The organism is Kribbella sp. NPDC051586, from assembly GCF_044453965.1.
Classification (GTDB): Bacteria; Actinomycetota; Actinomycetes; order Propionibacteriales; family Kribbellaceae; genus Kribbella.
In genome coordinates this window covers 2,007,082-2,031,063 of sequence record NZ_JBITDF010000001.1, presented here as the reverse complement: position 1 = coordinate 2,031,063, position 23,982 = coordinate 2,007,082, and the positions used below count along the sequence as shown (strand labels likewise).

Here is a 23,982-nt window from a genome sequence, read left to right as displayed (position 1 = left end):
TTTGCCTAGCGCAGCGCGAGGTAATGCTTGCGGCTGACCTGGTCGAGGCGCTCGATCGCGTAGCGGAGCATCGTGCGCGGCATCCGGGTCGCGTGCTCGTCGAGGAAGTCGCGGAGCTCGGCCTCGGAGACCCGCTTGCCGGCCTCACGCAGCATCCAGCCGGACGCCTTGTGGATCAGGTCTTCCCGGTCGTCCAGGACCTCGGCGGCCAGCCGGAAGGTGTCATCGATCTGGCCCTGGCCGATGAGGAACTGCGTGGCCACCAGAGCGATCCGGCGTTCCCACAGCAGGCCGGAATGGATCAGTGTGTAGAGCTCGTCCCGGGGCTTGTCGAGCAGGTAGCCGCCGACGATCTGCGGAGCGCTGCAGTCGACCAGATCCCAGTTGTTGATGTACGCCGTACTGCGCAGGTACAGATCGTGGATCGCGCTGAGTTCGGCCGGGTCCGCCGTACGCGGCTTGAGGGCTCGGGACGCGCGATCGGCCAGCAGGCAAAGGATCGCCAGGCGGTGCTCGTGGACCGGACTGGTCAGGGCCTGCTCGAGCTCGTTCAGCGGCAGGCCGGCCCGCAGGTACGGCTTGAGGATGCCGCGGATCGTCGACAGCTTCACGCCGACCATCTGGTCGCCGTGACCGTACCCGCCGGGCTGGAGCTGGAAGTAGCGCGCCAGCACCTGCGCCACGGCCGGGTCGGCTGCGGCGTCGATCGCCTCGAGCAGATCCCTGGTGATCAGACCAGCATCCCTCCGGTCGCGCGAAGGTTCTGACCGGTCATCCACCGGGCGTCCGGGCCGGCCAGGAACGCGACCACGTCGGCGACCTCGGCGGGCTCACCCATCCGGCCCAGCGCGGTGATGCTGACCAGCGCGTCCTCGACCTGCGGCGGGTTGTGGTCGTGGAACATGTCGGTGTCGGTCGCGCCCGGGGACACCGTGTTGACGGTGATCGCGCGCGGTCCGTACTCGCGGGCGGCGATCTTCACGAACTGCTCGAGAGCCGCTTTGCTCGCGGCGTACAGCGAGATGCCGGGACCGGGCATGACGGTGTTCAGGGTGGACAGCGCGACGATCCGGCCGCCGTCGGGCAGGACCCGGCCGGCGCGCTGGATGGCGAAGTACGGTCCTTTGACGTTGGTCGCGAACAGTTGGTCGTAGTCGTCGACCGTGACGTCGTCGATCCGCTTCACCATCGCCTGGGCCGCGTTGCAGACGAAGATGTCCAGCGTCCCGGTCGGCTCGGCCGCGCGGTCGAACAGTCCGTCGATCGCGGACAGGTCCGACTGATCGGCTAGTACGGCGATGGCCTCGCCACCCGCGGCTTCGACCTCGGCGACGACCTTCTCCGCCGCGTCCGCACTGCTCGCGTAGGTGAAGGTGACCACGGCGCCGTCCGCCGCCAGCCGCCGGACGATCGCCGCCCCGATGCCCCGCGAACCGCCCGTGACCAGTGCCGCCTTGCCGTCGAGAATGCCCATACCGCCTTGTCTATCACCGCCCTGGGTCTGACGTTTGCTTTACTCTGACAGCGCTTACAGCCGTGAGGTCACGCTCCGGGGTCGATCATCGCCAGACCCGTTGTGACGCTTGCGGGTTGGGGCATACGGTGAGGACGAAGGGCAGTCCCATATCCGCCAGGACCCGCGTTCGTGGCGCTACCCCGGGGGAGATACCCGCGTGACAAGCCACCCAGACCCGCGGGACGGGGAGATGATTCGCACCACCTTCGAGGCTGTCACCGAAGAGTTGGAGCCGGGCGTACTGCTGGTCCGGATGTCCGGTGAGATCGACATCGCCACCAGCGACTTCGCCGCCGAGTCGATCCGTGCCGCGGTCGCGCCGCCGACCCGGCTCGTGCTGATCGAGCTGTCCGCGGTCACCTTCTGCAGTTCGGCCGGCCTCGGCAACCTTGTCGAGGCGCGCAACCTGGCCGGTGAGCACGACATCACGCTGGCCCTGGTCGGCGTCGGCCGCCCGGTGGACCGCCCGCTCAGCATCACCGGTCTCGGCGGCCAGTTCCGCATCTACAGCACGGTCGCAGAGGCCCTCTCCGAACTCTGAGATCAGGCTTGGTCGGCGGATACGGTAGCTTTCGGTGTCTCCGACAAAGGAAAGTCATGGGTGAGCTAGCCAAGATCGTGGTCGTGGTGCCGACCTACAACGAGCGGGAGAACCTGCCCGTGCTGGCCGGACTGCTGTCCGACCTGAACCTGCCCGGCCTGGAGCTTCTCGTTGTCGACGACAACTCCCCCGACGGCACGGGCGATATCGCCGACGAGCTGGCGAAGGAATCGCCGGAGCAGGTCGGCGTACTGCACCGGACCGTCAAGGACGGCCTGGGCCGCGCGTACGTCGCCGGGATCACCCGTGCGCTCGACGAGGGTGCCGACATCGTCATCCAGATGGACGCCGACCTGTCCCATCCGGCATCCGTCGTCCCGACAATGGTCGAGATGCTGCGGACCACGGACGCGGCCGTGGTGATCGGGTCGCGGTACGTCCCGGGCGGCTCCGCGGCGGCCGAGTGGGGCTGGCACCGGCGGGCGCTGTCCGCCTGGGCGAACTTCTACGTGAACGCGATCCTGCGGCTGCACGTGAAGGACGCCACGGCCGGCTTCAAGGCGTGGAAGGCGGACACCCTGCGCTGGATCGACGTCGCGTCGATCGCGAGCAACGGGTACTCGTTCCAGGTCGAGATGAACTACCGGACGGTCAAGCGCGGCCTGAAGATCGCCGAGACGCCGATCCGCTTCGAGGAGCGCACCGAAGGCGTCTCGAAGATGTCGCTGAAGGTGCAGCTCGAGTCGGCCCTGATGCCGTGGAAGCTGCTCTTCAAGCGTTAGCCGTATCCCAGCTGGTGGAGACGGGCGTCGTCGATGCCGAAGTGGTGGGCGATCTCGTGCACCACTGTGACGTTCACCTCGTCGAGAACGTCACCGAAGGTTTCGCAGATCGCCAGCGTCGGGTTCCGGTAGATCGTGATCCGGTCCGGCAGTACGCCGCCGTACTCGTGCCCGCGCTCGGTCAGCGGGATGCCCTCGTAGATCCCGAGCAGCTCCGGACCGCCGGGCGGTGGATCGTCCTCGACGAACACCGCCACGTTCTCGATGAACGCCGCGAGCTCCTCGGGTATCTCGTCCAGCGCCTGCGAGACCAGCGCCTCGAAGTTCGCCCGGCTCATCTCCATCACGGTTCCAGCGTAGTGACCTACAGCCAGCCCTGACGGGACGCCTGCACGCCGAGCTGGAACCTGGTCTGTGCGCCCAGCGCCTCCTGCAGCCGACCGATCCGGCGGGCGATCGTCCGCTCGCTGACCCCGAACTCCCGCGCGATCGACTCGTCGGTCAGCCCGGCGCTCAGGTACGTCAGCAGCCGCTTCGCGTCCAGGCTCGGTCCGGCGGTCACGTCGTTCAGCTCGGTCGTGTTCGTGATCGGTACGGCGATCCGCCACAGCGCCTCGAAGATCCGCGCGAACCCGCTGAGCAGCGGGGAGTCGTGCACCACCAGAGCGACGAACCCCGGGCCTTTCTGCCCCTCCGCCCTGGCCCCGACGAGGGCCCAGCGGTCGTCGACGATCGTGATGTTGAGCGGCACGTGCGGGAACACCCGGGCCTGCTCACCGGCCTCGATACAGGACTGGACCAGGTGCAGCGCATTGGCGTCCTGCAGGACGTGCGCGCCGTAGATGACGTCGTACCGGACGCCGCGCTCGAGCGCCTCGAACATGCCCTCGACGATCCGCAGTTCGCGGGCGGCGAGGTTGCCCATCGTCATCGCGCGGACCTGCTCGTGCGCGTCGGCCTGGACGCTGTTCAGGACCGCTTGGGAAGCGGCGTACGTCGGGAGGACCTCCAGGTAGTCCTGCCTGCCCGCGGCGGCCTTCCAGAGCTCGTTGAGCAGCTCAGCGCTGTCGCGCGCGAGCTCTGCCTGCCTGGTGTGCCGCTCGGCGAGCGCGTCCATCGCCCGTCGTGGCGGGCGGATCACGAGCTCGCCCTCGGACCGCTCGACCAGGCCGAGCGTCAGCAGCTCGTCGACGGCCGCCTCGTCGTCCACCGGCTTGTCGTGCAGGAGGTCGACGTACGCCGTCTCCGCCTCGGCCGACAAGCCCAACGCCCGCAGCGGTTCCATGCCCCTGTGTACCACCGGGCGACAGATTCCCGCCATGCCGGATTCTGACAGCGTCGAGCGCTCGTAGCGGGCTTCCGGGGCTGCTGATACTGAGGCCTCCCCCGTCCCTAGGAGTTTGTATGAGGAAGAGCATTGTCTGGTCGGCCGTCGCCGGTCTGGGCCTGTCGCTCGGCCTGCTGACCGCACCGGCCTCCGCGGTCGATGTCGCCGCACCGGTTGCCGCTCGGGCCGCGGCCGGTGGACCGGTGTCTGTCGAGGCGCAGCAGGTCATCGACCACCTGCCGGAGATGCGCGCGCAGGCCGACGCTGTCCGGGAGCGGCTCGGGCTCCCCGACAACCCGGTCCGCGACGCGGTGCTGAACGCGATCGACCCCACGCAGTACGAGTGCTCCGACGCGACGCCCCCGGTGCTCAGCGCGATCCTGCCGGACGTGGCCTCGATGACGACGGACCAGCTGACCGCCCTGCTGACGATCGTGATCTACGACGTCCCGTTGATGGATGCGCTGTACTTCCCGCAGCAGGGTCCGTTCACCTTTGGCGCGCGAGGTGAGTTCACTCACACGGTGAACAAGACGTTCAAGGACCTGAAGGGGTTCTGGGACATCCCGTCGCGCAATGTCGAACTGGTGCCGGCGCACGGGCGGATCATGCTCGACGCCGAGCGCGACTACCGCGTCTTCACCGTGCTGTACGGCGCGAACCCGGCGCAGTCGCGGTTCTCCGCCGACCTGATCGCGCGAGAGCTCCGTAGCCCCGTGCTCGGCTGGGGTGACCTGCCGATCTTCTCGTTCAACGCCTTCGCGGCGCCCGGCGGCGAGGACGTTCCGGGGTACGGGACGTCGCACCGGCGGATCGCGTACGGCGACGGCGTACTGGACGGGTTCGCCCTGGTGGGACTGTCCGATGTGGCGCCGTCGGCGATCCTGGCGCACGAGTTCGGCCACCAGGTGCAGTTCTCCGACGGGCTCATGCGGCCCGAGCTGCCGGCACCCGAGGCGTCGCGGTGGGCCGAGCTGGAGGCGGACGCGTTCAGCGCCTACTTCCTCACCCACGCGCGTGGCGAGTCGATGAACTGGAAGCGGGTGCACGACTTCGGCCAGATGTTCTACCAGCTGGGCGACTGCGGCTTCACCGCCGCCGGCCACCACGGCACACCGAACCAGCGGATGCGCTCGGCTTTGTGGGCTGCCGGACTGGCCGCCGCACTCCGGCCGCGCGGGCACATCCTGCCGTCGCGGACGTTCAACGACTTCTTCACCGCGCAGTACCCGCAGCTCATCGCGCCTGACGCAACCACCTGACGTCAGGCGCTTCCGGGCCGGTCCCCTGCCCCGGCCCAGGGCGCCGTACGCCGGCCTTTCCGGCGTACGGCGCCCCCGTTCCCGTCGCGTCCGGCACCCGTCCGGAACTCGTTTTGGACAGGCGGCCCAACTCCTCTATGCTTACGGCTGTCCCTGGAGCTTCGGCTCCCGCGGGTCCGAGTCCCCATCGTCTAGTGGCCTAGGACGCTGCCCTTTCAAGGCGGTAACGCGGGTTCGAATCCCGTTGGGGATACGGCCGAAAGGCCGGTGCAAGAAGTACCTCGAAGATGCTGTACGATCGTCGAGTCATTTGGCCCAGTGGCGCAGTTGGTTAGCGTGCCGCCCTGTCACGGCGGAGGTCGCGGGTTCGAGTCCCGTCTGGGTCGCCAGGAGAAGGCGGCGGTGTCCACAACACCGCCGCCGCCGTTTCTCCCCGGTCAGGTAGCTCAGCTGGTAGAGCGTCCGCCTGAAAAGCGGAAGGTCGGCGGTTCGAGACCGCCCCTGACCACCACCACCCTCTCCGCTTCAGCCGGGGAGGGATTTTCTTTCCCACGCCCCCTCCGGCTTAGCGCTGGCAAACCTGCGAGCTATCGCTCACGTCTGCGGGCTTATCGCTCCCCGCGCGCGTCTGTCGCGCATCAACCGCCGGCGATGACCGCAACGGTGACCGCAACAGCTGTCCAGCAATCAACTCCGAGAGCGGTTCGAACGCCTTCCGCTTGTCCACTTGGGAGGCGTGCACATCGATCGTCAAGCGCAACTCCCCAGCCAGCGACGGGAGCTGATCCCCGGACTAGCATTGTTGTGTCGGCCTGGGGTTCGGGAGGGGCAGCGTGGCCGATCAGCAGAACTCAACGAGCCGCATCGTCGAGAGCGTCGTCGCCGCGATCATCCTCGCCGCGGTCACCTGGGCCTGGAAGCGGTCTGCCGTCGGCACGCTCTGCATGTTCGTCGCCGCCGGCTGCGTCTACTACCTGATCAGAGGCGCCCGGGAGTCCGGCAACAGCAAGGCCTTCTGGCGTGCCGGCATTCCGTACTTCGTCGTCGGCCTCTTCGCGGCTGTCGTCCTCATCCTCTTGTTCCCGTAGCACTCGCGGGTCCCTGAAGGATCGTCGTACCTGCGCCGCCCTCAAGCGGCAAGCTATCGTCCAAGACGGCGGCCGCCTGGTGCCATGGGGTGCTGTGAACTGAACGCAGAAGGTCGACGGTTCGAGACCGCCCCTGATCACCTTCCGACCTGCGGTCTCCCACGGCCCAGCGACAAGTCCAGCAACGTCCGGTGCCCGGCCACGACCGCAGTACGACGACATGGTTGCGTCTGATTCGAGATCGGACGCCGATGGTCTCTATCGCAGGGCGTTTGCGTGGGTCGCAGGGTTCGGGGTGGGTCTTGGCTTGTCGTCTGTCAGGTTGTGATCTTGTCCGCCAACCATCTCAGCCAGAATTCGTGGAGGGTGGGTGCGAGGGGTTGTGCTTGCTGCTCGATCGGGGACCAGGTGACGATGGTCGGTTCGCCGTTGAGGGCAATGCAGAAGGGGGCTCCGGTGCCGTCGTCGCCGAAGGTAAGGAATGTCCGGCGAGTCTGCGATTCCCAACCGTTCCAGGCTTCGACGTTTCTGACCGCGACGTCTTTGAGGCGCCACATTACGAACCACATACCCTGCTTGTGAAAGACGCCATCGGTTGCCTCATATAGGCGGCGCGGTCGGCTGGGAGCTTGACGCCGAGACGGAGCTCTGTTGCCGCGATCTCGCCAGCTGCCGCAGGTGACTGTAGATCCAGGTCGCCGCTAGCTTGCAGTGTTTGTCGCCAGGTCGACGGTTCCATGGCAGGCAGCGTCCCATGCCAGCCTGGGCTGCTCGCAGCGACGGTCCTGGTGGGCCGGCGAACTCACATGCGAGCTCTTAGGACGTCGAATTCGCAGCCTGGGGAATTGGGGTCGAAGCCGTGTTGGACTAGCCAGCGGGAGGCTTGGAGGCTTCTTAGGGACCACCAGCCTTGGATGATGTCTACGTCTACGTCGGTGGCGTAGCCGGCGAGGAGGTCGGGGAGGCATTCCTCGTGGCCGAGGGTCAGGATGGCTAGGTCGTAGAGAGGGTCGCGGCGGCTTGCCTCGGACCAGTCGATGATGCCGGTGACCTTGTCGTCGTCGTCCACGAAGATGTGGGTGATCTGGAGATCGCCATGGGCGAAGACCGGGATCCACGGGCGGAGGGCAGCTTCGGCTACCTCGCGGTTGCGGGTGACCAGGTCGGCGGGCAGGGTGCCGCTCTTGATGAGCCAGTCGCATTCGGCGTCGAGCTTCGAGGTGATCTCGTCGAGGTTCGGGCCTTGCCAGGGTGGCAGCGGTGCATCGTGCAGCGTACGGATGGCTTCACCTGCCGCGGCCCAGGCCGCTGGCGATGCGGGTGACGGCTTACCGAGGACGCCGAGTGCAGTGCCAGGGACGGCGGCGATCGCGAGGACGGGCGGCTTGCGCCACAGGACTTCCGGGGTCGGGACAGGCGCGAGAGCCATCGCCTCGACCTCGACGTCGATGTTCGTCTGATCAGCATCGATCTTCAGGAACACGTCACCGACGCGCAGAGTCGCACGCTCGCTATGGGCCACAACGACCTCGACCTCATCCACGTCGGCCAGTATCGAGGGGATGACCACCGCCCGTCACCGGGTTATCGGGTCTGCACCGCCGCGTCGTGACGTTCCGTTGCCCGAGCGGTGTCCGCGAGTGAGAAATCTGGCGGATCTCGGTCTATTGTTCGAGTTCAGTTGGATTCAGGTCGAGTTCGGTACTACGGTAGAGCGATGGTGTACTGCGGCTGGCTGTGCGCGGACCGTGATCGGGGAAACGCAGGGAGTCGACGAATCTGAGCGTGCGGGGGATCCGAATGATCTTCGGTCCGAAGTTCAGATGTAGTCAGTGGAGTCGAGTAGAGCGGGTATAGGATCAGCCGGATCCGTGGCACCCGTCGTTGGCTGACCAGATTTCGGGAGTGACAGTGGCCCCCTCACCAGAGGCCGTACGACTCGCCAGGAGGCTTCGGGAGCTCCGGGAGTCGCAGCGACTGACCCAGAAGGATCTGTCGCATGCGCTCAGCTCGGACACGCGCGTCGCGGTGGCGACGATCAGCTCGTGGGAGTCACAGACCAATCCAAAACTGCCGCCGGAAGAGCGGCTGCGTTCGTATGCGCTGCTCTTCACGAAGGCCGTCGTACCGGCAGGCACGACGCTGCCGCGTGAGCAGGACCTGAGCGCGGCGGAACGGGAACGCTTCAACTCCCTCCACCGGGAGCTGATCGGGCTGCGCGACGGTATTCGGCAGCAGGCGACCTCATCACCGGTCGGTGGGTCGTACACCTTCGACTTCGAGTCCGGGCCGATCACACTGATCTGTCCGGAAGCTCCAGTGGACGGACGTTCCCCGCTCGCGGAAGAGGACAACCCGAACTACACCCGGTTGTACAGGTACGCGGACCTCGACGCACTGATCGAGATGTGGGGCCACGTGCGCGCCTCCAACCCGGAGCTCCGCGCGCACCACCAAGTTCCTTCCGAGGTGACCGCGGACCACCTGTCCGGGCACCTCATTCTGCTCGGCGGCGTCGCCTGGAACCAGGTCACCGGCCGTCTGCTCCGAGTGCTTGACCAGTTGCCGATCCGGCAGATGACCGTTGAAGACCTTGCCGACGGCGAGATCTTCCGGTCGCGCGACGGCCGCGAGTACCGGCCGCTGTGGGAAGAGCTCAAAGAGGCCGACCCGGATGCACCATCGAAGGCGGAGCTCGAAGCCTTCCAGGCCCAGGATGCCTGGATGGGCGAGACTCCGCGTGAGCTCGTCGAGGACGTCGCTCTGCTCGCCAGATTGCGCAATCCGTTCAACCACAGCCGAACCATCACCATCTGCAATGGCGTCTACAGCCGCGGTGTCCTGGGCGCAGTTCGCACGCTCACCGACAACGCCGTCCGGGAACGCAACGAGGCCTATCTGGCCAACAGGTTCCCGGGCGGGATTTTCGGTCTGCTCCTGCGAGTGCCAGTGATCAACGGTGAGGCCATTACCCCTGACCTGGAAATCCCGGAGAACCGCCTGTACGAGTGGTCCCCCGAGGAGGAGGACGAATGAGCCGTCAGCTTACGCACGGCCCGTCCCACGAGTCGCTGCTGCGCGATGTCTCGGCCGCCGCGGCTCCGGCGGCACGCAGCCGGCTGGACGCGATCGTGGTCCCGGCCGCGCGCCCGGCATCGGCGCTGCAAGACGTCATCACGCTGTCCGCGACGCTGTCGGTCCCGCTCGTCGTTCTGTGCAGTCGCCAGGCACAGGTCGGGCAAGTTGTGCGCCGTGTAGAAAGGACTTTCGGCGCCAGAGCACTCGTCGTCGAGGTGCCTGACAACTACAGGCTTCCGTACGACGCGCCGCTCACCTCCGGTCCGGAGTTCAGGATGGCCTCGGCCGGCCGCTCCAGCGATCTCAGCGCGAAGCGGAACATCGGGCTGCTCCTCGGCCGGATGCGCGGGTGGAACAAGATCCTGTTCGTCGACGACGACATCAGCCAGTTCAATGCCTGGGATGTCGAGCGCCTGTCCGGGACGCTCGACCGGTACCCGGTCGCCTCGATGGTCAGCCGGTACTTCCCCGACAACTCGGTGGTCTGCCACGCCCGGCGGCTGGCCGGGTTCAAGCAGGACGTGTTCGTCAGTGGCGCCGCTCTCGGGGTCAACCTCCAGCACCCTGGGTTGTCGTTCTTCGCGGACGTCTACAACGAGGACTGGTTCTTCTTCGCCCGGCACGCGGCGGAGCGGTCGTTGCCAAGGATCGGAGAGGTCCGGCAGGCGAAGTACGCGCCGTTCGCGGATCCGGGACGCGCGGATCGCGAAGAGTTCGGCGATCTGTTGGCAGAAGGTTTGTATGCGCTCTTCGAGAGCACTCCCGATTGGACCTTCAAAGAGCAGTTGGCGGCCGCGACCCAAGCAAGTCTTTGGCGTGAATTCACCGATGTCCGGCTGACGACGATCGAGGAAACGATCCAGGCGCTGTCTCGCGCCCAGCTGTCGGCCAACCCGGTCGACTACCTCAAGATGCTGGACGCGCACGAATCGCTGCTGACCGCAGAGAGGCGTTCCGCGAGCATCAGCCCGGACCTCTGCGTCGACTTCATCGAGAAATGGCAAGAGGACGAGCTGCGGTGGGAGCAGGTGCTATGGCGCTACACGTCCGAGCTCTCTGACCGTGATGCGTTGGCCGAGCTCGGGCTGCAGACGTGGGCCTCGTGTGGGTACGGCGTGTCAGCCCGGCCGTTGCGGCGCGTCAAAGCGCAGGCGGATCTCGAGCCGTCCGGAGCCGTCGGATAGCGGTTGGCGTTCGCCGGTGGGGCGGAAGCCGAGGCGGTCGTAGACCTGTTGCGCGATCCAGTTGGTGTCCAGCACCCAGACGCGCCATTCGGAGACGTCTGGCTCGACGGCGCCGAGGTGGGTGAGGATCGCTCGCAGTACTCCGGTGCGGCGGTGTCGCGGATCGACCCACACGGACTCGATGTGCCGCTCGTACGGTGGCCGGCTCACGACCCGGACCGAACTTGCCATTCCGATGATCCGGGCCTCGTCGCGGGCGACGACCCATCGCATTCGGGTGAATCGCTCGCGCCAGGCGGATTCGTCGACGGACACCTCGTCTTCGTACTCCGAGATGTAGGCCGAGGGGGAATCCTTGAGGGCCCGGAGGCGGACCTCGCGGGCTAGTGGCCAGTCGTCGGCATCGAGCGTGGCGAGTTCCAAGGTCCCGGACCCCCTCGGTCGACGGCAGCAACGCATCCATCCCAGTGTCGCCGTTTCACCCGAACGCCAAACCGATTGCCGGACAATCTCACATTCGCAGCACGTCCCTAAGAAGCTCCGGGCGGCCTGAATCCGGGAGGTGTTCACCCCGGCCCGGAGGCCGGGGTCAACGTGTCACGAGCAGAAGGCCTTGTCGAGGAAGGCGTTGACGGTGTCGTCGGGGTTGGTCGGCAGGTGCGGTGTCACGGCGATGGTTGCCTGGCGGCGCGTGTCGGCGGTGGAGAAGGAATAGGCCTGGTACGCGAGGGCATCACCATCGTTGCCGTAGACAGGGATATCGCACACCGTGTTGTGCCACGACAGGCCGAGGCCGTACGTGCCGTCCTCGGTTCCCGCCTGCTTCATCTCGTGCAGCAGGCGGGCCGGGAGTAGGTCCCCGCCGAGCAGAGCGGCGAAGAAGCGGTTGAGGTCGTGGGTCGTCGAGATGATGTCGCCGCTCGCGCCGAACAGGGTCGGGCTCATCTCGGTCCAGTCGAGCTGCCCGCCGTCCTTGGGTACGTATCCATGCGGATGCGGCCCCGGGATGCGCGTCGACGTACCGGGCAGCGTCGTGCCGTGCAGTCCGAGCGGGCGGATGATCCGGCGCTCGATCTCGTCGGCGTACGTCCGGCCGGTCACCTTCTTGATGATCTCGCCGACCAGCAGGTAGTTGGTGTTCGAGTAGTTGTACTGCGAACCCGGCTTCTTGAACACCGGCGGATTCGCCAGCGCCCGCTCGATCTGCTCGGTCGGCGTCCAGGTCCGGAACCGCAGCGCGTAGAAGTCCTCGCTCGGCGGCATCGGCAGAGTGTTCTTGAAGTCGTACAAACCGCTGGTGTGGTTGAGCAATTCGCGCACGGTGATGTGCTCGCCGTTCGGTACGACGCCCGGCAGCCAATGCTCCACCGAATCGTCGAGCCGGATCCGGCCTTCGGCAACCAATTGCAGTACGACGGTGGCGACGAACGTCTTCGTGATGCTCCCGGCCCGGAATCGCCCGTCCACCGGGACCTTCCGCGAGGTCCCCAACTCAGCGACACCGCTGCTCCCGCGCCAGACCTGCGCGCCGTTGCGTACCTCGGCGAGCGCGCCGATCGACGCGACCCCGTCGAGCCCCTTCTGCAAATCGCCGCCCTTAGCAGGCGACGCCGCCGCCGGCACCACCGCCGTCATCGCGGCCGTCACCAATGCAACCATTCCCCGAACGAGCATCCCGATCTCCTCTTGTGTGTCCGAGCCTCCAACCCTTCCGGCGACGGGCAACACAAACATCGGGGATCGCCCCGGGAATCACCCCGTGAGCCGCCCGATCAATCCATCCAGTTGATCAGTGGTTGCCCCCGAATTCCGCAGGTACGCAGACGTTCCGCCGTGCTGCGTCCGCACATGGTCGAGCAACCGGACCATGACGTCCGCCGACGCCCCGGAGGCTTCGTAGTCAGCGGCAACCAATTCACCAGGCACCCCGACCAGATCGAGCGTCAGGGCAACGACGACCCCGGTCCGGTCCTTGCCCGCGTGACAACTCACCACCACACACCCGGCGGGCGCCTCGGCGATCGCGACAATCGCCGCCGCAACCCGCTCGGCGTAGTCGTCGACGAGAACTCGGTACTGCTCGAACAGCCCAAGCTCCTCCGGCACATCAGGGTCGCCCGGATCCCAGAGCGGGACATTCACCAACCGCGGATCGTCGGCGTACGGGGATCGGTACTTCCCGCATTCCCAGGCGCTGCGCAGATCCACGAACCGGCTGATCCGGGCAGCGTGTACGGCGGCCAGGCCAGCGGCGGCGAGCTGATCGAGATTGTCGCTGCGGATCAGTCGCCCCGTCCGGAGCTCACCGCCTGTCGCCGGCAATCCCCCGAGATCCCTTACATTACGGCAGTCCGGCCAGGTCAAGGGTTGCATGGCAACCACGGTAGCCTGGCCGGACGTTGCCTCAAGCAACTTACGCGGCGGCGGTCGCCTCGGCGAGCTGTTCCGAGGTCGGCTGCAGCTGCGGCGTCGCCAGGGTCAGCAGGACATTGGCGACGGCGAAGGCAGCAGCTGCCAACAGACCACGCTCGTACCCCGACTGCAGCGCCTGCAGCTGAGTCGCGCCGTGCGTGAGCTCGTTGGTGGTGTGGCTGATGGAGAGTGTGGTGACGATCGCCAGACCCAGCGCACCGCCGACCTGGTACATCGCGTTGACCACACCGGACGCCGCACCGGCCTCGACGGGACGAACCTCGGAGACCGCGTTGATCTGACCAGGTACGCCGACCCCGATGATCCCGAACCCGAAGATGATCAGACCGGGCAGGAGCTGCGAGCTGTAGCTACCAGTGGCGTCGGCCTGCGACAGAAGGAGCAGTCCGGCGACGCTGAGGACCGCACCGGCCAGCTGGACGGTCCGAGTGCCGAACCGCTGCACCAGCTGGGACGCCAGCACCGCACCGACGATCGCTGCGCCACCCATCGGCAGGAAGTGCACGCCGGCCTGGAGTGCACTGTCGCCGCGCACCTGCTGCAGGTAGATGGCAGTCAAGAAGAACATAGACAGGAAGCCAGCACCGTTCAGTGCCAGCGATGCGCCCGAGACACTCAGCGCACGGGAGCGGAACAGCCGCAGCGGCACCAGCGGAGCCGCAGACCGCGACTCCACCACCACGAACGCCGCGAGCAGCAGCACACCGGCAGTCAGTACGCCGACGACCTCGAACGATCCCCATCCGGCCGGCTCCGACCGCACCACGCCGTACACGACCGACATCAGCCCGGCCGTGCCGAGCAGTGCGCCGAGGGTGTCGAACGTACGGCGACCCGTCGCGTGCCGCATGTCCGGGACGAACACGGGGATGAGCGCGATCAGTGCGATCACGATCGGCACGTTCACGAAGAAGACCCACTGCCAGCTGAGCGAGTCGACGAGCACGCCGCCCGCGACCACGCCGAGCGTGCCACCGAGGCCGGCCAGCCCGCCCCAGACGCCCATCGCGATGTTGCGTTCGCGTCCGTGGGCGAACGTCATGGTCAGGATGGCCAGCGCCGCGGGTGACAACAGGGCTCCGCCGAGGCCCTGGACCGCACGGGCGCCGATCAGGAACTCGGGTGAGTTGGACAGACCGGCAACAAGGCTGGTCGCGCCGAACAGCACCAGACCCGCGGTGAACACCCGGCGCGGGCCGAGCAGGTCGGCCATCCGCCCGCCGAGGAGCAGGAAGCCGCCGAAGAGCAATGTGTAGGCGTTGATCACCCACTGCAGGGAGTCGGCGGAGAAGTGCAGATCCGCCTGGATGTGGGGCAGCGCGACGTTCACGATCGTCACGTCGAGCACCACGATGAACTGCGCGAGAGCCAGCACCGCCAGGGTGGCCCAAGGGCTGCGTCGCATTTGTCTTACCTCACTCGCTGAGAGTCTACGCTGTATGTATACGCCGTAAGCTTACGTAGTAGACAGTAGGTCTACGGTGTAGACTTGTCAACGTGATCACCAAAGAGACCTCCCGCCGCCTCGACCCGGAGAAGGTCGTCGACAGCGCACTGGCCATCGCCGACGACGAGGGACCGGCCGCGGTCTCGTTCCGGAAGCTGGCCGCGCAGCACGACGTCACCCCGATGGCGCTGTACCGGCACTTCAAGGACAAGGACGACCTGCTGGCCGCGCTGGGCGACCGGCTGCTGGCGGACGTCGTACTGCCGGAGCCGACCGGCGAGCGGTGGGACAAGCAGCTGCACGCGGTGCTGACCGCGTTCGTGACCGCGCTCCGCGGCCACCCGCGGCTGGCGGATCTGACGCTGAGCCGGATCCTGATCGCCGAGCCCGGGCTGGCGTTGTCCGAGCGGGCCCTGGAGCTCCTGGTCAAGGGCGGCTTCGCCGTCGACGACGCGGCCGAGGTCGGGCGGCAGGCGATCTGCTCGCTGATCTCGCTGGTGACCACCGACCCGATCGCCCGCGAGGTGAACGACCCGGAGGCGCGCGAGGCCTCCCTGCGGCGGAAGCGGGCCTCCCTGGGCGCGCTGTCCCCCGAGCGCTACCCGCTGATCACCTCCGCCGCCGGCGCACTGATCTGCCCGGAGTCGCGAGAGCGGTACTACGACATCGGCATCGACCTCGTCGTCGCGGGCATCCGCGGCGTACGGGACTAGGGCGTGTGTTCACCCACCCACGGGCCCGGGAGGACTACGCTCCGAAACGGAGCGATACCACTCTCTATGGAGGTACACCGATGGCGGGGAAGTTCGAGCTGTACAAGGACAAGTCCGGCGAGTTCCGGTTTCGCCTGAAGGCCGGCAACGGCGAGGTGATCGCGACCAGCAGCGAGAGCTACACGACGAAGGCCTCCGCGCTGAACGGGATCGACTCGATCAAGCGGAACGCCGGAGACGCGAACATCGACGATCAGACCGACTGAAACGTCAACAAAACAAGGGGGTTCTCCACAGTCTGTGGAGAACCCCCTTCGCGTCGGAGCGGTCAGAGACCGTCCGCGAACTCGACCCCGCGGACCTCGACGCCGAGGCCCTCGATCGCCGCGTCCGGGATCATCGCGGCCAGCTCGCAGGCGCGTTCCCGGGACGCGACGTCGACCAGGTAGTAGCCGCCGAGGAACTCCTTCGACTCCACGAACGGCCCGTCGGTCACCGCCGGGAGCCCACCCCGGACGGTGACGACCGCCGACTGGGCCGGCTGCTGCAGCGCGACCGTGCTGTGGAACTCGCCGGACGCCTTGATCGTGTCCATGAACTTCTGGTGCCCGGCGCCGATGGCCTGCTGCTCCTCCTCGGGCAGCGCGGCGAGCACGTCGGGGTTGACATTCAGGACCAGTAGGTACTTCACGGTTTCTCCTTCACCCGCGGCCCCCTGGAGTGGGCGCCTCTCGTCCATCAGTACGGAGCGGGCGGGCGCACTTTGACATCGCCCGCGGATAAGTTCAGATCGTGCTGAGTCTCACAGATGTGCGGGCCGCCGCCGAGCGCCTCGCCGGGGTCGCCCACCGTACGCCGGTCCTGACGTCACGGACCCTGGACGAGCGGGTCGGGGCGGAGGTGTTCCTGAAAGCGGAGAACCTCCAGCGGATCGGCGCGTTCAAGTTCCGGGGCGCGTACAACGCGATCAGCCGTCTCGGCGCGGAGCAGCTCCGGGCCGGCGTCGCGGCGTACTCGTCCGGAAATCATGCGCAGGCGGTCGCGCTGGCGGCGCGGCTTGCCGGGACGAGCGCGGTCATCCTGATGCCCGAGGACGCGCCCCCGACGAAGGTCGCCGCCACCCGCGGGTACGGCGCCGAGGTCGTCACGTACGACCGGTACACGCAGGACCGGGCAGCACTGGCGCAGGAGCTGGCGACGGAGCGCGGGCGGACGCTCATTCCGCCGTACGACCACTACGACGTGATGGCCGGGCAGGGGACGGTGGCGCTCGAGCTGCTCGAGGAGGTCGGGCATCTCGGCGCGCTGCTGGTCCCGGTCGGCGGCGGTGGGCTGATGGCCGGTTGCGCGACCGCAGCCGCGCTCATGTGTCCCGGGATCCGGATGATCGGCGTCGAGCCGGCCGCCGGCGACGACCATGCCCGCTCCCTGGCCGCGGGCGAGCGGGTGGAGATCGCCGTACCGCGGACGATCGCGGACGGGCAGGCGATCTCGACGCCCGGCGAGCTGACGTTCGAGGTGAACCGGCGGCTGGTGGAGTCGTTCGAGCTGGTCAGCGACGAGGAGATCGTGGCCGCGATGGCGTTCGCGTTCGAGCGGCTGAAGATCGTGCTGGAGCCGAGCGGGGCGAGCGCGCTGGCCGCATTGCTGGCGGGACGGATCCACGGGCTGCCCGAGCGCGTCGGAGTGGTGCTGTCAGGCGGGAACGTCGGCCTGGAACGGTTCCGCGAGCTGCTCGGGGATAGCTGAATTCGCAAGAACTTTAGGGTGCCCTGACCACCCTCTGTGCCCGTTGTCACAGATAGCCACCATGAATTGTGACCGAGGTCACACCAAAGCGCTCATTCGCCGCCTACGCCCCGCTCAGATGCGCTCAGGACACCTGGTGTTCACCCAGGCTTGCTGATCCGTCAGAGGCCCCCTCAGCGCCATTCGGGAGGGACTTTGTGGATCTGAGGGTTTGCGTCGTGATCGTTCTGTTATACAGTCGTCGGCGGTTCGGTAAACAACACGAACCGCACACGGGTCAACGCCGAGCCCTGCCAGGGCCCATGTGCTCCCCTCGAACACCATGGCAGGGGTGGGGGACCCAGGAAGTTGGGTCTCGACCGTGAGTGGTCGAAACCCTGGGGTGAAGTCCGCGGGAGCGGACCGGGCTATGAATCCCAGCCCGAACCCGACAGCTAACTTCACAGGCGTCGGGAGACAACCATGCCCGTCACTGCCCGACGGACGTCGCTTTCGCGCGCCGTCAGCCAGCTCGCTGAGCCCAGTACCGACCGGCCTACCGGCCGGACCCTGGCGAAGCACCGCAGGACCAGCAAGCCCGCGGCGCCCCGCGCCGCAGCCGCCGTCCTCTCGGTCGGCCTCGCTGTCGGCGGTGGAGCCGCCCTCAGCCTCAGCACCACCCCGGCGACCGCCTCGGCGGCCACCATGACCGCAGCCCAACTGCGTGGCCACACGAGCATCCCGAGCCGGCCGTTGCTCCGGTTCCGTGACTCCGGCCCGACCGTCAAGTACGTCCAGCGCGCCCTGCACCTGGGGCCGGATGGCTACTTCGGCACCAGCACCGTCCGGGTGCTGAAGAAGTTCCAGGCATCCTGGGGCCTGAAGGCCACCGGCTACATGGACAAGAACACCTGGGGACGGCTGACCTGGGCCGCCAAGCACAAGGTGCTCTACGGCAAGCACGGCGCCAGCAGCGGCACCACGACCTTCCGGGCCAAGGTGCTCCGGGAGGCGGCCAAGCTCAAGGGCACGCCGTACCGCTACGGCGGCACGACCACCCGCGGCTTCGACTGCTCGGGCTACACCGGCTACGTCTACAAGAGGGCCGGCCACAAGCTGCCGCGCACGTCACGCCAGCAGTACAGCGCGACCAAGCACATCAGCCGCAAGGCCGCCAAGCCGGGCGACCTCGTGTTCTTCCGCAGCGGTGGCGGCGGTGTGTACCACGTCGGCATCTACGCCGGCGGGAACATGCTGTGGCACGCCTCGAAGCCGGGCCGCCCGGTCGCCAAGGCGAAGATCTGGACCAGCAGCGTGGCCTTCGGCCGCATCTGAGTCCTGACCGGTCGGCGCCCCTCCCCCCATCGGGTGCCTACCGGTCGTCAGCGTCCTATCCCCCCAGGCACGCTGGCTGTTGAAACCGGCTCGAGCCGTCGATCCCCCACCCCTCCGACGGCCGGGCCGGTTTCCTGTTCCCGCACCTGATGTCGTGGACGTCAGTCGTCGAGGAGGCCGGCCTCGTAGGCCAGGATCGCGACCTGGACGCGGTTGGTCGCGTCGAGTTTCACCAGCGCCCGGGAGACATGCGCCTTGACGGTGGCCTCGCTCATGAAGAGCTTCCTGCCGATGTCGGCGTTCTGGAGGCCTCGACCCACCTCGACCAGGACCTCGCGCTCCCGCTCTGTCAGCTTGCTGATCCGCTCGCGCGCCACCCGCCGGCGGTCCGTGCGCGGGTCCCCGGCGAAATGCCCGATCAGCCGTCGGGTCACCGCCGGCGACAGCATCGCGTCGCCGGCCGCGACGACCTTGATCGCCTGCACCAGCTCGCGTGGCGGCGTGTCCTTGAGCAGGAACCCGCTGGCCCCTGCCTGCAACGCGCGGAACACGTAGTCGTCCAGATCGAACGTCGTCAGGACGACGATCTTCGGCGGATCCGGCAGCGCCTGCACCTCGCGCGTCGCGGCCAGCCCGTCCAGCCGGGGCATCCGGATGTCCATCAGTACGACGTCGGGCCGGTGCTCCTTCACCATCGCCGCGGCGTCCGCGCCGTCCTCGGCCTCGGCGACCACCTCGAGTTCGTCGTCCGACTCGAGGATCATCTTCAGCCCGGCCCGCACCAGCGCCTCGTCGTCCACGATCAGCAGCCGCGTCATACTTCCCCTTCATCGCGATTCAGCGCAGTGTCCACGAACACAGGCTCGGATTCCGGCCGAGGGTCGTCCCACGGCAGCCAGGCTTCGACCCGCCAACCGCCTTGTGTCGTCGGCCCGGTGGTCAGCCGGCCGCCGACCAGCTGCACCCGCTCGCGCAGCCCGACCAGGCCCGCACCGGCGCCAGGCAGCAGTGAACCAGCGGCCACCGGCCGCACGTTCGTCACCCTCACCGTCACGCCCTCACCCCGAGCGCCATGGACCCGTACGTCGGTCGCCGCACCCCGCGCATGCTTGTGCACATTGGTCAGCGATTCCTGCACCAGCCGATAGACGGTCCGCCCGACCGAATCCGGTACGTCGTCCGGCAGCACAACGTCGTACCCGACGGTCACCCCAGCATCCCGTGACGCCTCGATGAGCCGCTCCAGATCGGCCGCCTGCGGCACCGGGGCGAGGTCGGCGCCCGCGACGCTGACGTCGGACCGCAGTACGCCGAGAACCTCGCGGAGGTCCTCCATCGCCTGCCGCGCCGTTTCGCGGATCAGCCGGGCCGATCCTTCGACCTTGTCCGCGCCGACGCCCGGATTCACCTCGAGGCCGCCCGCGTGCAGCGCGATCAGCGAGACCTTGTGGGCAAGGACGTCGTGCATCTCCTGGGCGATCCGGGAGCGTTCGCCCAGCCGCGCCTGCTCGCTCCGCAGTTCGCGCTCGGCCTCGGCGCGCTCGGCCCGGTCCCGCAGCGAGGCCATCAGGTCCCGGCGGGCGCCGACGTACGCACCGACCGCGACCCAGGTCCCGACCAGGAACGGCCCGGTGAACACGGGCACCCAGATCGGTCCCTCGCCACCACCCCAGGTGTTCAGGACGTAGGCGGCGTACGACGCGAGTCCGAGGATCACCAGCGCGAGGTCGCGGCGGCGGATCGACAGCGTCAGCAGCGCGAGTCCCATCGGGACGAAGATCCCGCCGGTCAGCATCGCGACGACGGCGATCGCGGTGACCGTGATCGGGAACCGCCGGCGCCAGAGCAGCGCGACCGAGGCGACGATGCCGGCGCCGAGGACGTACCAGTCCTTCGGTCCCCAGCTGCCTCCGCCGGACGCGGCCTGGGCGACGATCGTGAGCAGGCTGAAGCCGAGATACAGGAAGTCGCGCACGCGCGGGGCATGCCTGACCCACCAGGCGTACCACCGGCGCAACCGTCGCATTCCGTCACTGTAGTTCGACGGCCGACGCCATCACGTCCCCCTTCCGGGTGGGTTCCGGGGTCGTCCCGGACGACTTTCGTAGGGGGTGGCCGCAGCCGCTCGTCCGATGTGGAGGAGGGGGTCCGGACGGTTGACTCGCTGTCATGATCACCGTCGAGAACCTGACCAAGCGCTACGGCAGCACCACGGCTGTCCAGGACGTGTCGTTCACCGTCCAGCCCGGCAGCATCACCGGCTTCCTCGGCCCGAACGGCGCCGGCAAGTCCACCACGCTGCGGATGCTCACCGGCCTCACCCCGCCGACCTCCGGGGCCGCCACCATCACCGGCAAGCGGTACGCCGACCTGCCGAACCCGGGCCGGGTCGTCGGAGTCATGCTCGACGCCGCCGCGCAGCATCCGGGCCGGACCGGCCGCGAGACCCTGCTGCTGAACGCCAGCCTCCTCGGCGTACCGAAGGCGCGCACCGACGAGATGCTCGAGGCGGTCGGTCTCAGCCACGCCGCGAAGCGCCGCGTCGGTCAGTACTCGCTCGGCATGCGCCAGCGGCTCGGTATCGCGAGCGCACTGCTCGGCGACCCCGCCGTACTGATCCTCGACGAGCCCGCCAACGGGATGGACCCGGAGGGCATCCGGTGGATGCGCGGGCTGCTTCAGGACTTCGCGGCCCGTGGCGGCACGGTCATCCTGTCCAGTCACCTCCTCGGTGAGGTGCAGGCCACGGTCGACCGGCTGGTCGTCATCGGCGGCGGCCGGATCGTCGCCAACGGCTCGCTGGACGAGCTGCTGGCCGGGACCGGCACTCTGGTCCGCGGCCTCGACCCGATCGGCCTGAACGAGGCCCTGACCGCGGCCGGCCTGGACCTCGAGCCGCTCGCCGACGGTTCGCTGCGCGTCGACGCCACCGCCGAGCAGGTCGGGCGGGCCGCCGCCGCTGCCGGTCAGATCCTGCTCGAACTCCGCCAGAGCGACGGCGCCGGCCTGGAGGACCTGTTCTTCCAGCTGACCGCTGCGCCCGCCGCCGTGGCCGCCTGATCACACCTACTTCTGGAGCTCATCGCTATGACCACCATCACCGAAGATGTCCCGACCACCGCGCCGGCCAAGCACCGGGCCGAGGTGGCGACCGCACTGCCACCGGCTCGCGGCCAGTCGTTCCTGAAACTAGTCGCGATCGAACTACGCAAGTCCGTGAACACCCGCAGCGGCCGGGTCCTGATCGCCGCGATCCTGCTGATCGCACTGGCCGCCATGGCCTGGCAGTTCACCCACCTGCCTGCCGGGAACGCCGGATTCGACGGCTTCCTGGGCGCCGGCTCTACCGGGGCGATGCTGTTGCTGCCAGTGATCGGCGTGATGGCGATGACGTCGGAGTGGACGCAGCGGACCGCCCTGACCACGTTCACGCTGTCGCCGCGCCGGGTCCGGGTGCAGCTGGCGAAGTTCGTGTCCGCTGTGGTGCTGAGCGCGGTCGTGATGACCGGAGTCGTCGCGCTGGCGCTCGCCAGCACCGCGCTCGCGGGCGGAGTCACCGACCACGCGGCGTCGTACGCCGGACTGGGCGGGCAGCTCGCCGGCGCCTACCTGACCATGGGGCTGAACGTCGTCATGGGTGCCGCGTTCGGTGCGGTGATCCCGCAGACGGCGGTCGCGATCCTGGCGTTCTTCATCGCGCCGACCGCCTGGTCGCTGGCCGGGCCGGCGCTGTTCAAGGACAACGCGAACTACCTGGACGTGTTCGGCGCACTCGGCCGGATCGCGGAGCGCGACCTGCACGGGATGCTGCCGGAGACACTCACCGCCGTGGGGGTCTGGATCGTCCTGCCGACCATCGTCGGACTGTGGGCAAGCTCACGTCGAGAGGTCAAGTAACCAGGTCGGACGCGGCGGGGCGGGCCGGTTCGAGGGGACCGGGCCGCCCCGCCGATGCTGTGATCGGACCTCTCCGGGGTCCGGGCCGGGGGCGGTGCGTGTGTCGATCCTCCGCTCCGGGTATCCTTGAACCACGATTACTGACGACTGATCCGTGGGCGCCACGCAGCGTACCCGGTTGACTTGTGCGAGGGGGTCGACGCTATGGGGCGCGGCCGTGCAAAGGCCAAGCAGACGAAGGTCGCACGCGACCTGAAGTACCGCACCTGGGACACCGACTTGGACCAGCTCAAGCGTGAGCTGTCCGGTGACCAGGGTGGCGACCGTTCTGCGAACGGCGAGAACGACGGCGACGGAGACGACGCCGACGACTACCACCCCCGTCGGTAAGCAACATCAGCCCGGCTGAGCTGCTCAGCGCCCCTCCGGGTGCCTGAGCAGTTCACCGTGCGTCCGACGAGAACCACCACACCAGCACCACCTGTGGCGGATCAGCGGTCGTAGCTGCCCGAGGCGTCGGACAGCTCGTTCCAGAGCCGCTCCCAGGTGGTGCTGGATGCAGGCCTACTTGGCGTATGCGCCTTCGAGGGTGACGGTGCCGCCGGGAGCCGCGGTGACTTCGCCGCACACCCACGCGGGGATGTCACGCGCGGCCAGCGCCTGGATCGCCGCGTCGGCGGCCGACGGGTCGAGTACCGCGACCATGCCGGCGCCCATGTTCAGCGTCTTCTCCAGCTCGGGCAGCGCCACGTCGCCCAGCAGGCCGACGAGCCCGAAGATCGGCGCCGGCGTCCACGTCGACCGGTCGATCCGGACCGACAGCTCATCGGGGATGACGCGCGCCAGGTTCGCCGCGAAGCCGCCACCGGTGACGTGCGACATCGCGTGCAGCGGCCGCTCGTCCCCGTCGTTCAGCTCCTGGATCAGCTCGAGGCAGTGCTTGGCGTAGACCCGCGTCGGCGTGAGCAGCACCTCGCCCAGCGTCGTACCGAGCTCCGGCACCTCACGGTCAAGGGTCCACTTGGCGCGCTCGAAGAACACGTGCCGGACCAGGCTGTACCCGTTCGAGTGCAGTCCCGAGGACGCCATCGCCAGTACGACGTCCCCTGCGCGCACCCGCTCCGCGCCGAGCACCTCGTCCGCCTCGACCACTCCGGTCGCCGCACCCGCCACGTCGTACTCGTCCGGCTCGAGCAGCCCCGGGTGCTCCGCGGTCTCGCCGCCGACCAGCGCAGTACCGGTCTCGACACACGCCTCGGCGATGCCCTTGACGATCTGCGCGATCGTCTCCGGGACGACCTTGCCGGTGCAGATGTAGTCGGTCATGAACAGCGGCTCCGCGCCGCACACGACCAGGTCGTCGACGACCATGCCGACCAGGTCGAACCCGATCGTGTCGTGCTTGTCCAGCTTCTGCGCGATCGCGACCTTGGTCCCGATCCCGTCCGTCGAGGTCGCCAGCAGCGGCCGCCGGTACGACGTCAGGGCGGTCGCGTCGAACAGCCCGGCGAATCCGCCGAGCCCTCCGACCACCTCGGGGCGGGTCGCCTTCGCCACCCACTCCTTCATCAGCTCGACGGCGCGGTCACCGGCCTCGATGTCGACCCCGGCGGACGCGTAGCTCGCGCCTTCGCTCACGTTCTTCTCCTCG

General features: G+C 68.1%; 27 protein-coding genes, 3 tRNA genes and 1 riboswitch. Of the genes, 16 read left to right on the top strand and 14 right to left on the bottom strand.

The window, feature by feature from the left end; all coding sequences use genetic code 11:
* Positions 1–5 precede the first annotated feature (5 nt).
* Together ACIA58_RS10080 and ACIA58_RS10075 are read right to left on the bottom strand one after the other, a co-directional pair.
* Complete coding sequence (locus ACIA58_RS10080) at positions 6–779, bottom strand: DNA alkylation repair protein (RefSeq protein ID WP_396403222.1); 774 nt, start codon at positions 777–779, stop codon at positions 6–8.
* Entirely contained in the window at positions 731–1,474 is a 744-nt protein-coding gene (locus tag ACIA58_RS10075) for an SDR family oxidoreductase (RefSeq protein ID WP_396403221.1), read from the bottom strand. The genes ACIA58_RS10080 and ACIA58_RS10075 overlap by 49 nt, the downstream gene beginning before the upstream one ends.
* A 232-nt stretch (positions 1,475–1,706) precedes the next feature.
* On the opposite strand from ACIA58_RS10075, the gene ACIA58_RS10070 reads away from it, so the two are divergent.
* Both ACIA58_RS10070 and ACIA58_RS10065 read left to right on the top strand, forming a co-directional pair.
* Positions 1,707–2,057, top strand: a complete 351-nt coding sequence (locus tag ACIA58_RS10070; protein WP_396403220.1) for an STAS domain-containing protein — start codon at positions 1,707–1,709, stop codon at positions 2,055–2,057.
* A 56-nt stretch (positions 2,058–2,113) separates the two neighbouring features.
* Entirely contained in the window at positions 2,114–2,839 is a 726-nt protein-coding gene (locus ACIA58_RS10065; RefSeq protein ID WP_396403219.1) for a polyprenol monophosphomannose synthase, read from the top strand.
* On the opposite strand, the gene ACIA58_RS10060 is transcribed toward ACIA58_RS10065, so the two are convergent.
* Entirely contained in the window at positions 2,836–3,183 is a 348-nt protein-coding gene (locus ACIA58_RS10060; RefSeq protein ID WP_396403337.1) for a metallopeptidase family protein, read from the bottom strand. The genes ACIA58_RS10065 and ACIA58_RS10060 overlap by 4 nt on opposite strands.
* A 20-nt stretch (positions 3,184–3,203) precedes the next feature.
* Positions 3,204–4,124 (bottom strand): hypothetical protein, encoded by a 921-nt coding sequence (locus ACIA58_RS10055; RefSeq protein ID WP_396403218.1) that lies wholly within the window; start codon positions 4,122–4,124, stop codon positions 3,204–3,206.
* A gap of 119 nt (positions 4,125–4,243) precedes the next feature.
* On the opposite strand from ACIA58_RS10055, the gene ACIA58_RS10050 reads away from it, so the two are divergent.
* The 5 genes from ACIA58_RS10050 to ACIA58_RS10030 all read left to right on the top strand — a co-directional run bounded on the left by ACIA58_RS10050 (position 4,244) and on the right by ACIA58_RS10030 (position 6,516).
* Positions 4,244–5,428, top strand: coding sequence for an ImmA/IrrE family metallo-endopeptidase (locus ACIA58_RS10050; protein WP_396403217.1), 1,185 nt, complete (start codon positions 4,244–4,246; stop codon positions 5,426–5,428).
* 180 nt (positions 5,429–5,608) lie between these two features.
* Positions 5,609–5,681 (top strand) — tRNA-Glu (locus tag ACIA58_RS10045).
* A gap of 59 nt (positions 5,682–5,740) precedes the next feature.
* Positions 5,741–5,817, top strand: a tRNA-Asp gene (locus tag ACIA58_RS10040).
* Between the two features lie 46 nt (positions 5,818–5,863).
* Positions 5,864–5,939: transfer RNA gene (locus tag ACIA58_RS10035), tRNA-Phe, on the top strand.
* A gap of 322 nt (positions 5,940–6,261) precedes the next feature.
* A complete protein-coding gene (locus ACIA58_RS10030) occupies positions 6,262–6,516 on the top strand; it encodes a hypothetical protein (protein WP_396403216.1) in 255 nt (84 codons plus the stop codon).
* Positions 6,517–6,833: 317 nt separating this feature from the next.
* Here ACIA58_RS10030 and ACIA58_RS10025 read toward each other — a convergent pair whose 3' ends face one another.
* Both ACIA58_RS10025 and ACIA58_RS10020 read right to left on the bottom strand, forming a co-directional pair.
* Positions 6,834–7,085, bottom strand: a complete 252-nt coding sequence (locus tag ACIA58_RS10025) for a hypothetical protein (protein WP_396403215.1) — start codon at positions 7,083–7,085, stop codon at positions 6,834–6,836.
* A 233-nt stretch (positions 7,086–7,318) separates the two neighbouring features.
* Positions 7,319–8,059, bottom strand: a complete 741-nt coding sequence (locus ACIA58_RS10020; protein WP_396403214.1) for an aminoglycoside phosphotransferase family protein — start codon at positions 8,057–8,059, stop codon at positions 7,319–7,321.
* Positions 8,060–8,421: 362 nt separating this feature from the next.
* Here ACIA58_RS10020 and ACIA58_RS10015 point away from each other — a divergent pair, with 362 nt between their 5' ends.
* A complete protein-coding gene (locus tag ACIA58_RS10015) occupies positions 8,422–9,552 on the top strand; it encodes a hypothetical protein (protein WP_396403213.1) in 1,131 nt (376 codons plus the stop codon).
* Positions 9,549–10,778: a hypothetical protein gene (locus tag ACIA58_RS10010; RefSeq protein ID WP_396403211.1), complete on the top strand. Its 1,230-nt coding sequence runs from the start codon at positions 9,549–9,551 to the stop codon at positions 10,776–10,778. The genes ACIA58_RS10015 and ACIA58_RS10010 overlap by 4 nt, the downstream gene beginning before the upstream one ends.
* Here ACIA58_RS10010 and ACIA58_RS10005 read toward each other — a convergent pair.
* From ACIA58_RS10005 to ACIA58_RS09990, 4 genes are all read right to left on the bottom strand, one after another.
* Positions 10,713–11,201 (bottom strand): GNAT family N-acetyltransferase, encoded by a 489-nt coding sequence (locus tag ACIA58_RS10005; protein ID WP_396403209.1) that lies wholly within the window; start codon positions 11,199–11,201, stop codon positions 10,713–10,715. The two genes, ACIA58_RS10010 and ACIA58_RS10005, sit on opposite strands and share 66 nt — an antisense overlap.
* A gap of 174 nt (positions 11,202–11,375) precedes the next feature.
* Positions 11,376–12,452: a serine hydrolase domain-containing protein gene (locus ACIA58_RS10000; RefSeq protein WP_396403208.1), complete on the bottom strand. Its 1,077-nt coding sequence runs from the start codon at positions 12,450–12,452 to the stop codon at positions 11,376–11,378.
* 78 nt (positions 12,453–12,530) lie between these two features.
* Entirely contained in the window at positions 12,531–13,151 is a 621-nt protein-coding gene (locus ACIA58_RS09995; protein ID WP_396403207.1) for a tyrosine-protein phosphatase, read from the bottom strand.
* A gap of 40 nt (positions 13,152–13,191) precedes the next feature.
* The gene (locus ACIA58_RS09990) at positions 13,192–14,616 is read right to left on the bottom strand and encodes a DHA2 family efflux MFS transporter permease subunit (RefSeq protein ID WP_396403206.1); all 1,425 of its coding nucleotides are present in this window, start codon (positions 14,614–14,616) and stop codon (positions 13,192–13,194) included.
* Positions 14,617–14,708: 92 nt separating this feature from the next.
* Here ACIA58_RS09990 and ACIA58_RS09985 point away from each other — a divergent pair, with 92 nt between their 5' ends.
* Both ACIA58_RS09985 and ACIA58_RS09980 read left to right on the top strand, forming a co-directional pair.
* Entirely contained in the window at positions 14,709–15,371 is a 663-nt protein-coding gene (locus ACIA58_RS09985; RefSeq protein ID WP_396403205.1) for a TetR/AcrR family transcriptional regulator, read from the top strand.
* An 80-nt stretch (positions 15,372–15,451) separates the two neighbouring features.
* On the top strand, positions 15,452–15,637 hold the full coding sequence (locus ACIA58_RS09980; RefSeq protein WP_396403204.1) for a YegP family protein: 186 nt from the start codon (positions 15,452–15,454) through the stop codon (positions 15,635–15,637).
* A 62-nt stretch (positions 15,638–15,699) separates the two neighbouring features.
* Here the strand turns inward: ACIA58_RS09980 and ACIA58_RS09975 are convergent, their stop codons facing one another.
* Positions 15,700–16,062, bottom strand: a complete 363-nt coding sequence (locus tag ACIA58_RS09975) for a YciI family protein (RefSeq protein ID WP_396403203.1) — start codon at positions 16,060–16,062, stop codon at positions 15,700–15,702.
* Positions 16,063–16,163: 101 nt separating this feature from the next.
* Here ACIA58_RS09975 and ACIA58_RS09970 point away from each other — a divergent pair, with 101 nt between their 5' ends.
* Together ACIA58_RS09970 and ACIA58_RS09965 are read left to right on the top strand one after the other, a co-directional pair.
* Positions 16,164–17,120: a pyridoxal-phosphate dependent enzyme gene (locus tag ACIA58_RS09970; protein ID WP_396403202.1), complete on the top strand. Its 957-nt coding sequence runs from the start codon at positions 16,164–16,166 to the stop codon at positions 17,118–17,120.
* Positions 17,121–17,391: 271 nt separating this feature from the next.
* Positions 17,392–17,583, top strand: a riboswitch (cyclic di-AMP (ydaO/yuaA leader).
* The gene (locus tag ACIA58_RS09965) at positions 17,583–18,434 is read left to right on the top strand and encodes a C40 family peptidase (protein ID WP_396403201.1); all 852 of its coding nucleotides are present in this window, start codon (positions 17,583–17,585) and stop codon (positions 18,432–18,434) included. (Overlaps the previous riboswitch by 1 nt.)
* 161 nt (positions 18,435–18,595) lie before the next feature.
* On the opposite strand, the gene ACIA58_RS09960 is transcribed toward ACIA58_RS09965, so the two are convergent.
* Positions 18,596–19,252 carry a response regulator gene (locus ACIA58_RS09960; protein ID WP_396403200.1) on the bottom strand — a complete coding sequence of 219 codons (657 nt, stop codon included), beginning with the start codon at positions 19,250–19,252 and terminating at the stop codon, positions 18,596–18,598.
* Complete coding sequence (locus tag ACIA58_RS09955; RefSeq protein ID WP_396403199.1) at positions 19,249–20,460, bottom strand: sensor histidine kinase; 1,212 nt, start codon at positions 20,458–20,460, stop codon at positions 19,249–19,251. The genes ACIA58_RS09960 and ACIA58_RS09955 overlap by 4 nt, the downstream gene beginning before the upstream one ends.
* A gap of 143 nt (positions 20,461–20,603) precedes the next feature.
* Here ACIA58_RS09955 and ACIA58_RS09950 point away from each other — a divergent pair, with 143 nt between their 5' ends.
* The 3 genes from ACIA58_RS09950 (at position 20,604) to ACIA58_RS09940 (ending at position 22,721) form a co-directional block, all read left to right on the top strand.
* Positions 20,604–21,494, top strand: coding sequence for an ABC transporter ATP-binding protein (locus ACIA58_RS09950; RefSeq protein WP_396403198.1), 891 nt, complete (start codon positions 20,604–20,606; stop codon positions 21,492–21,494).
* Positions 21,495–21,521: 27 nt separating this feature from the next.
* Positions 21,522–22,331, top strand: a complete 810-nt coding sequence (locus ACIA58_RS09945) for an ABC transporter permease (RefSeq protein ID WP_396403197.1) — start codon at positions 21,522–21,524, stop codon at positions 22,329–22,331.
* A gap of 204 nt (positions 22,332–22,535) precedes the next feature.
* Positions 22,536–22,721, top strand: a complete 186-nt coding sequence (locus ACIA58_RS09940; protein ID WP_130387089.1) for a DUF3073 domain-containing protein — start codon at positions 22,536–22,538, stop codon at positions 22,719–22,721.
* Between the two features lie 174 nt (positions 22,722–22,895).
* On the opposite strand, the gene purM is transcribed toward ACIA58_RS09940, so the two are convergent.
* Complete coding sequence (gene purM / locus ACIA58_RS09935) at positions 22,896–23,969, bottom strand: phosphoribosylformylglycinamidine cyclo-ligase (RefSeq protein ID WP_396403196.1); 1,074 nt, start codon at positions 23,967–23,969, stop codon at positions 22,896–22,898.
* Positions 23,970–23,982: the final 13 nt, after the last annotated feature.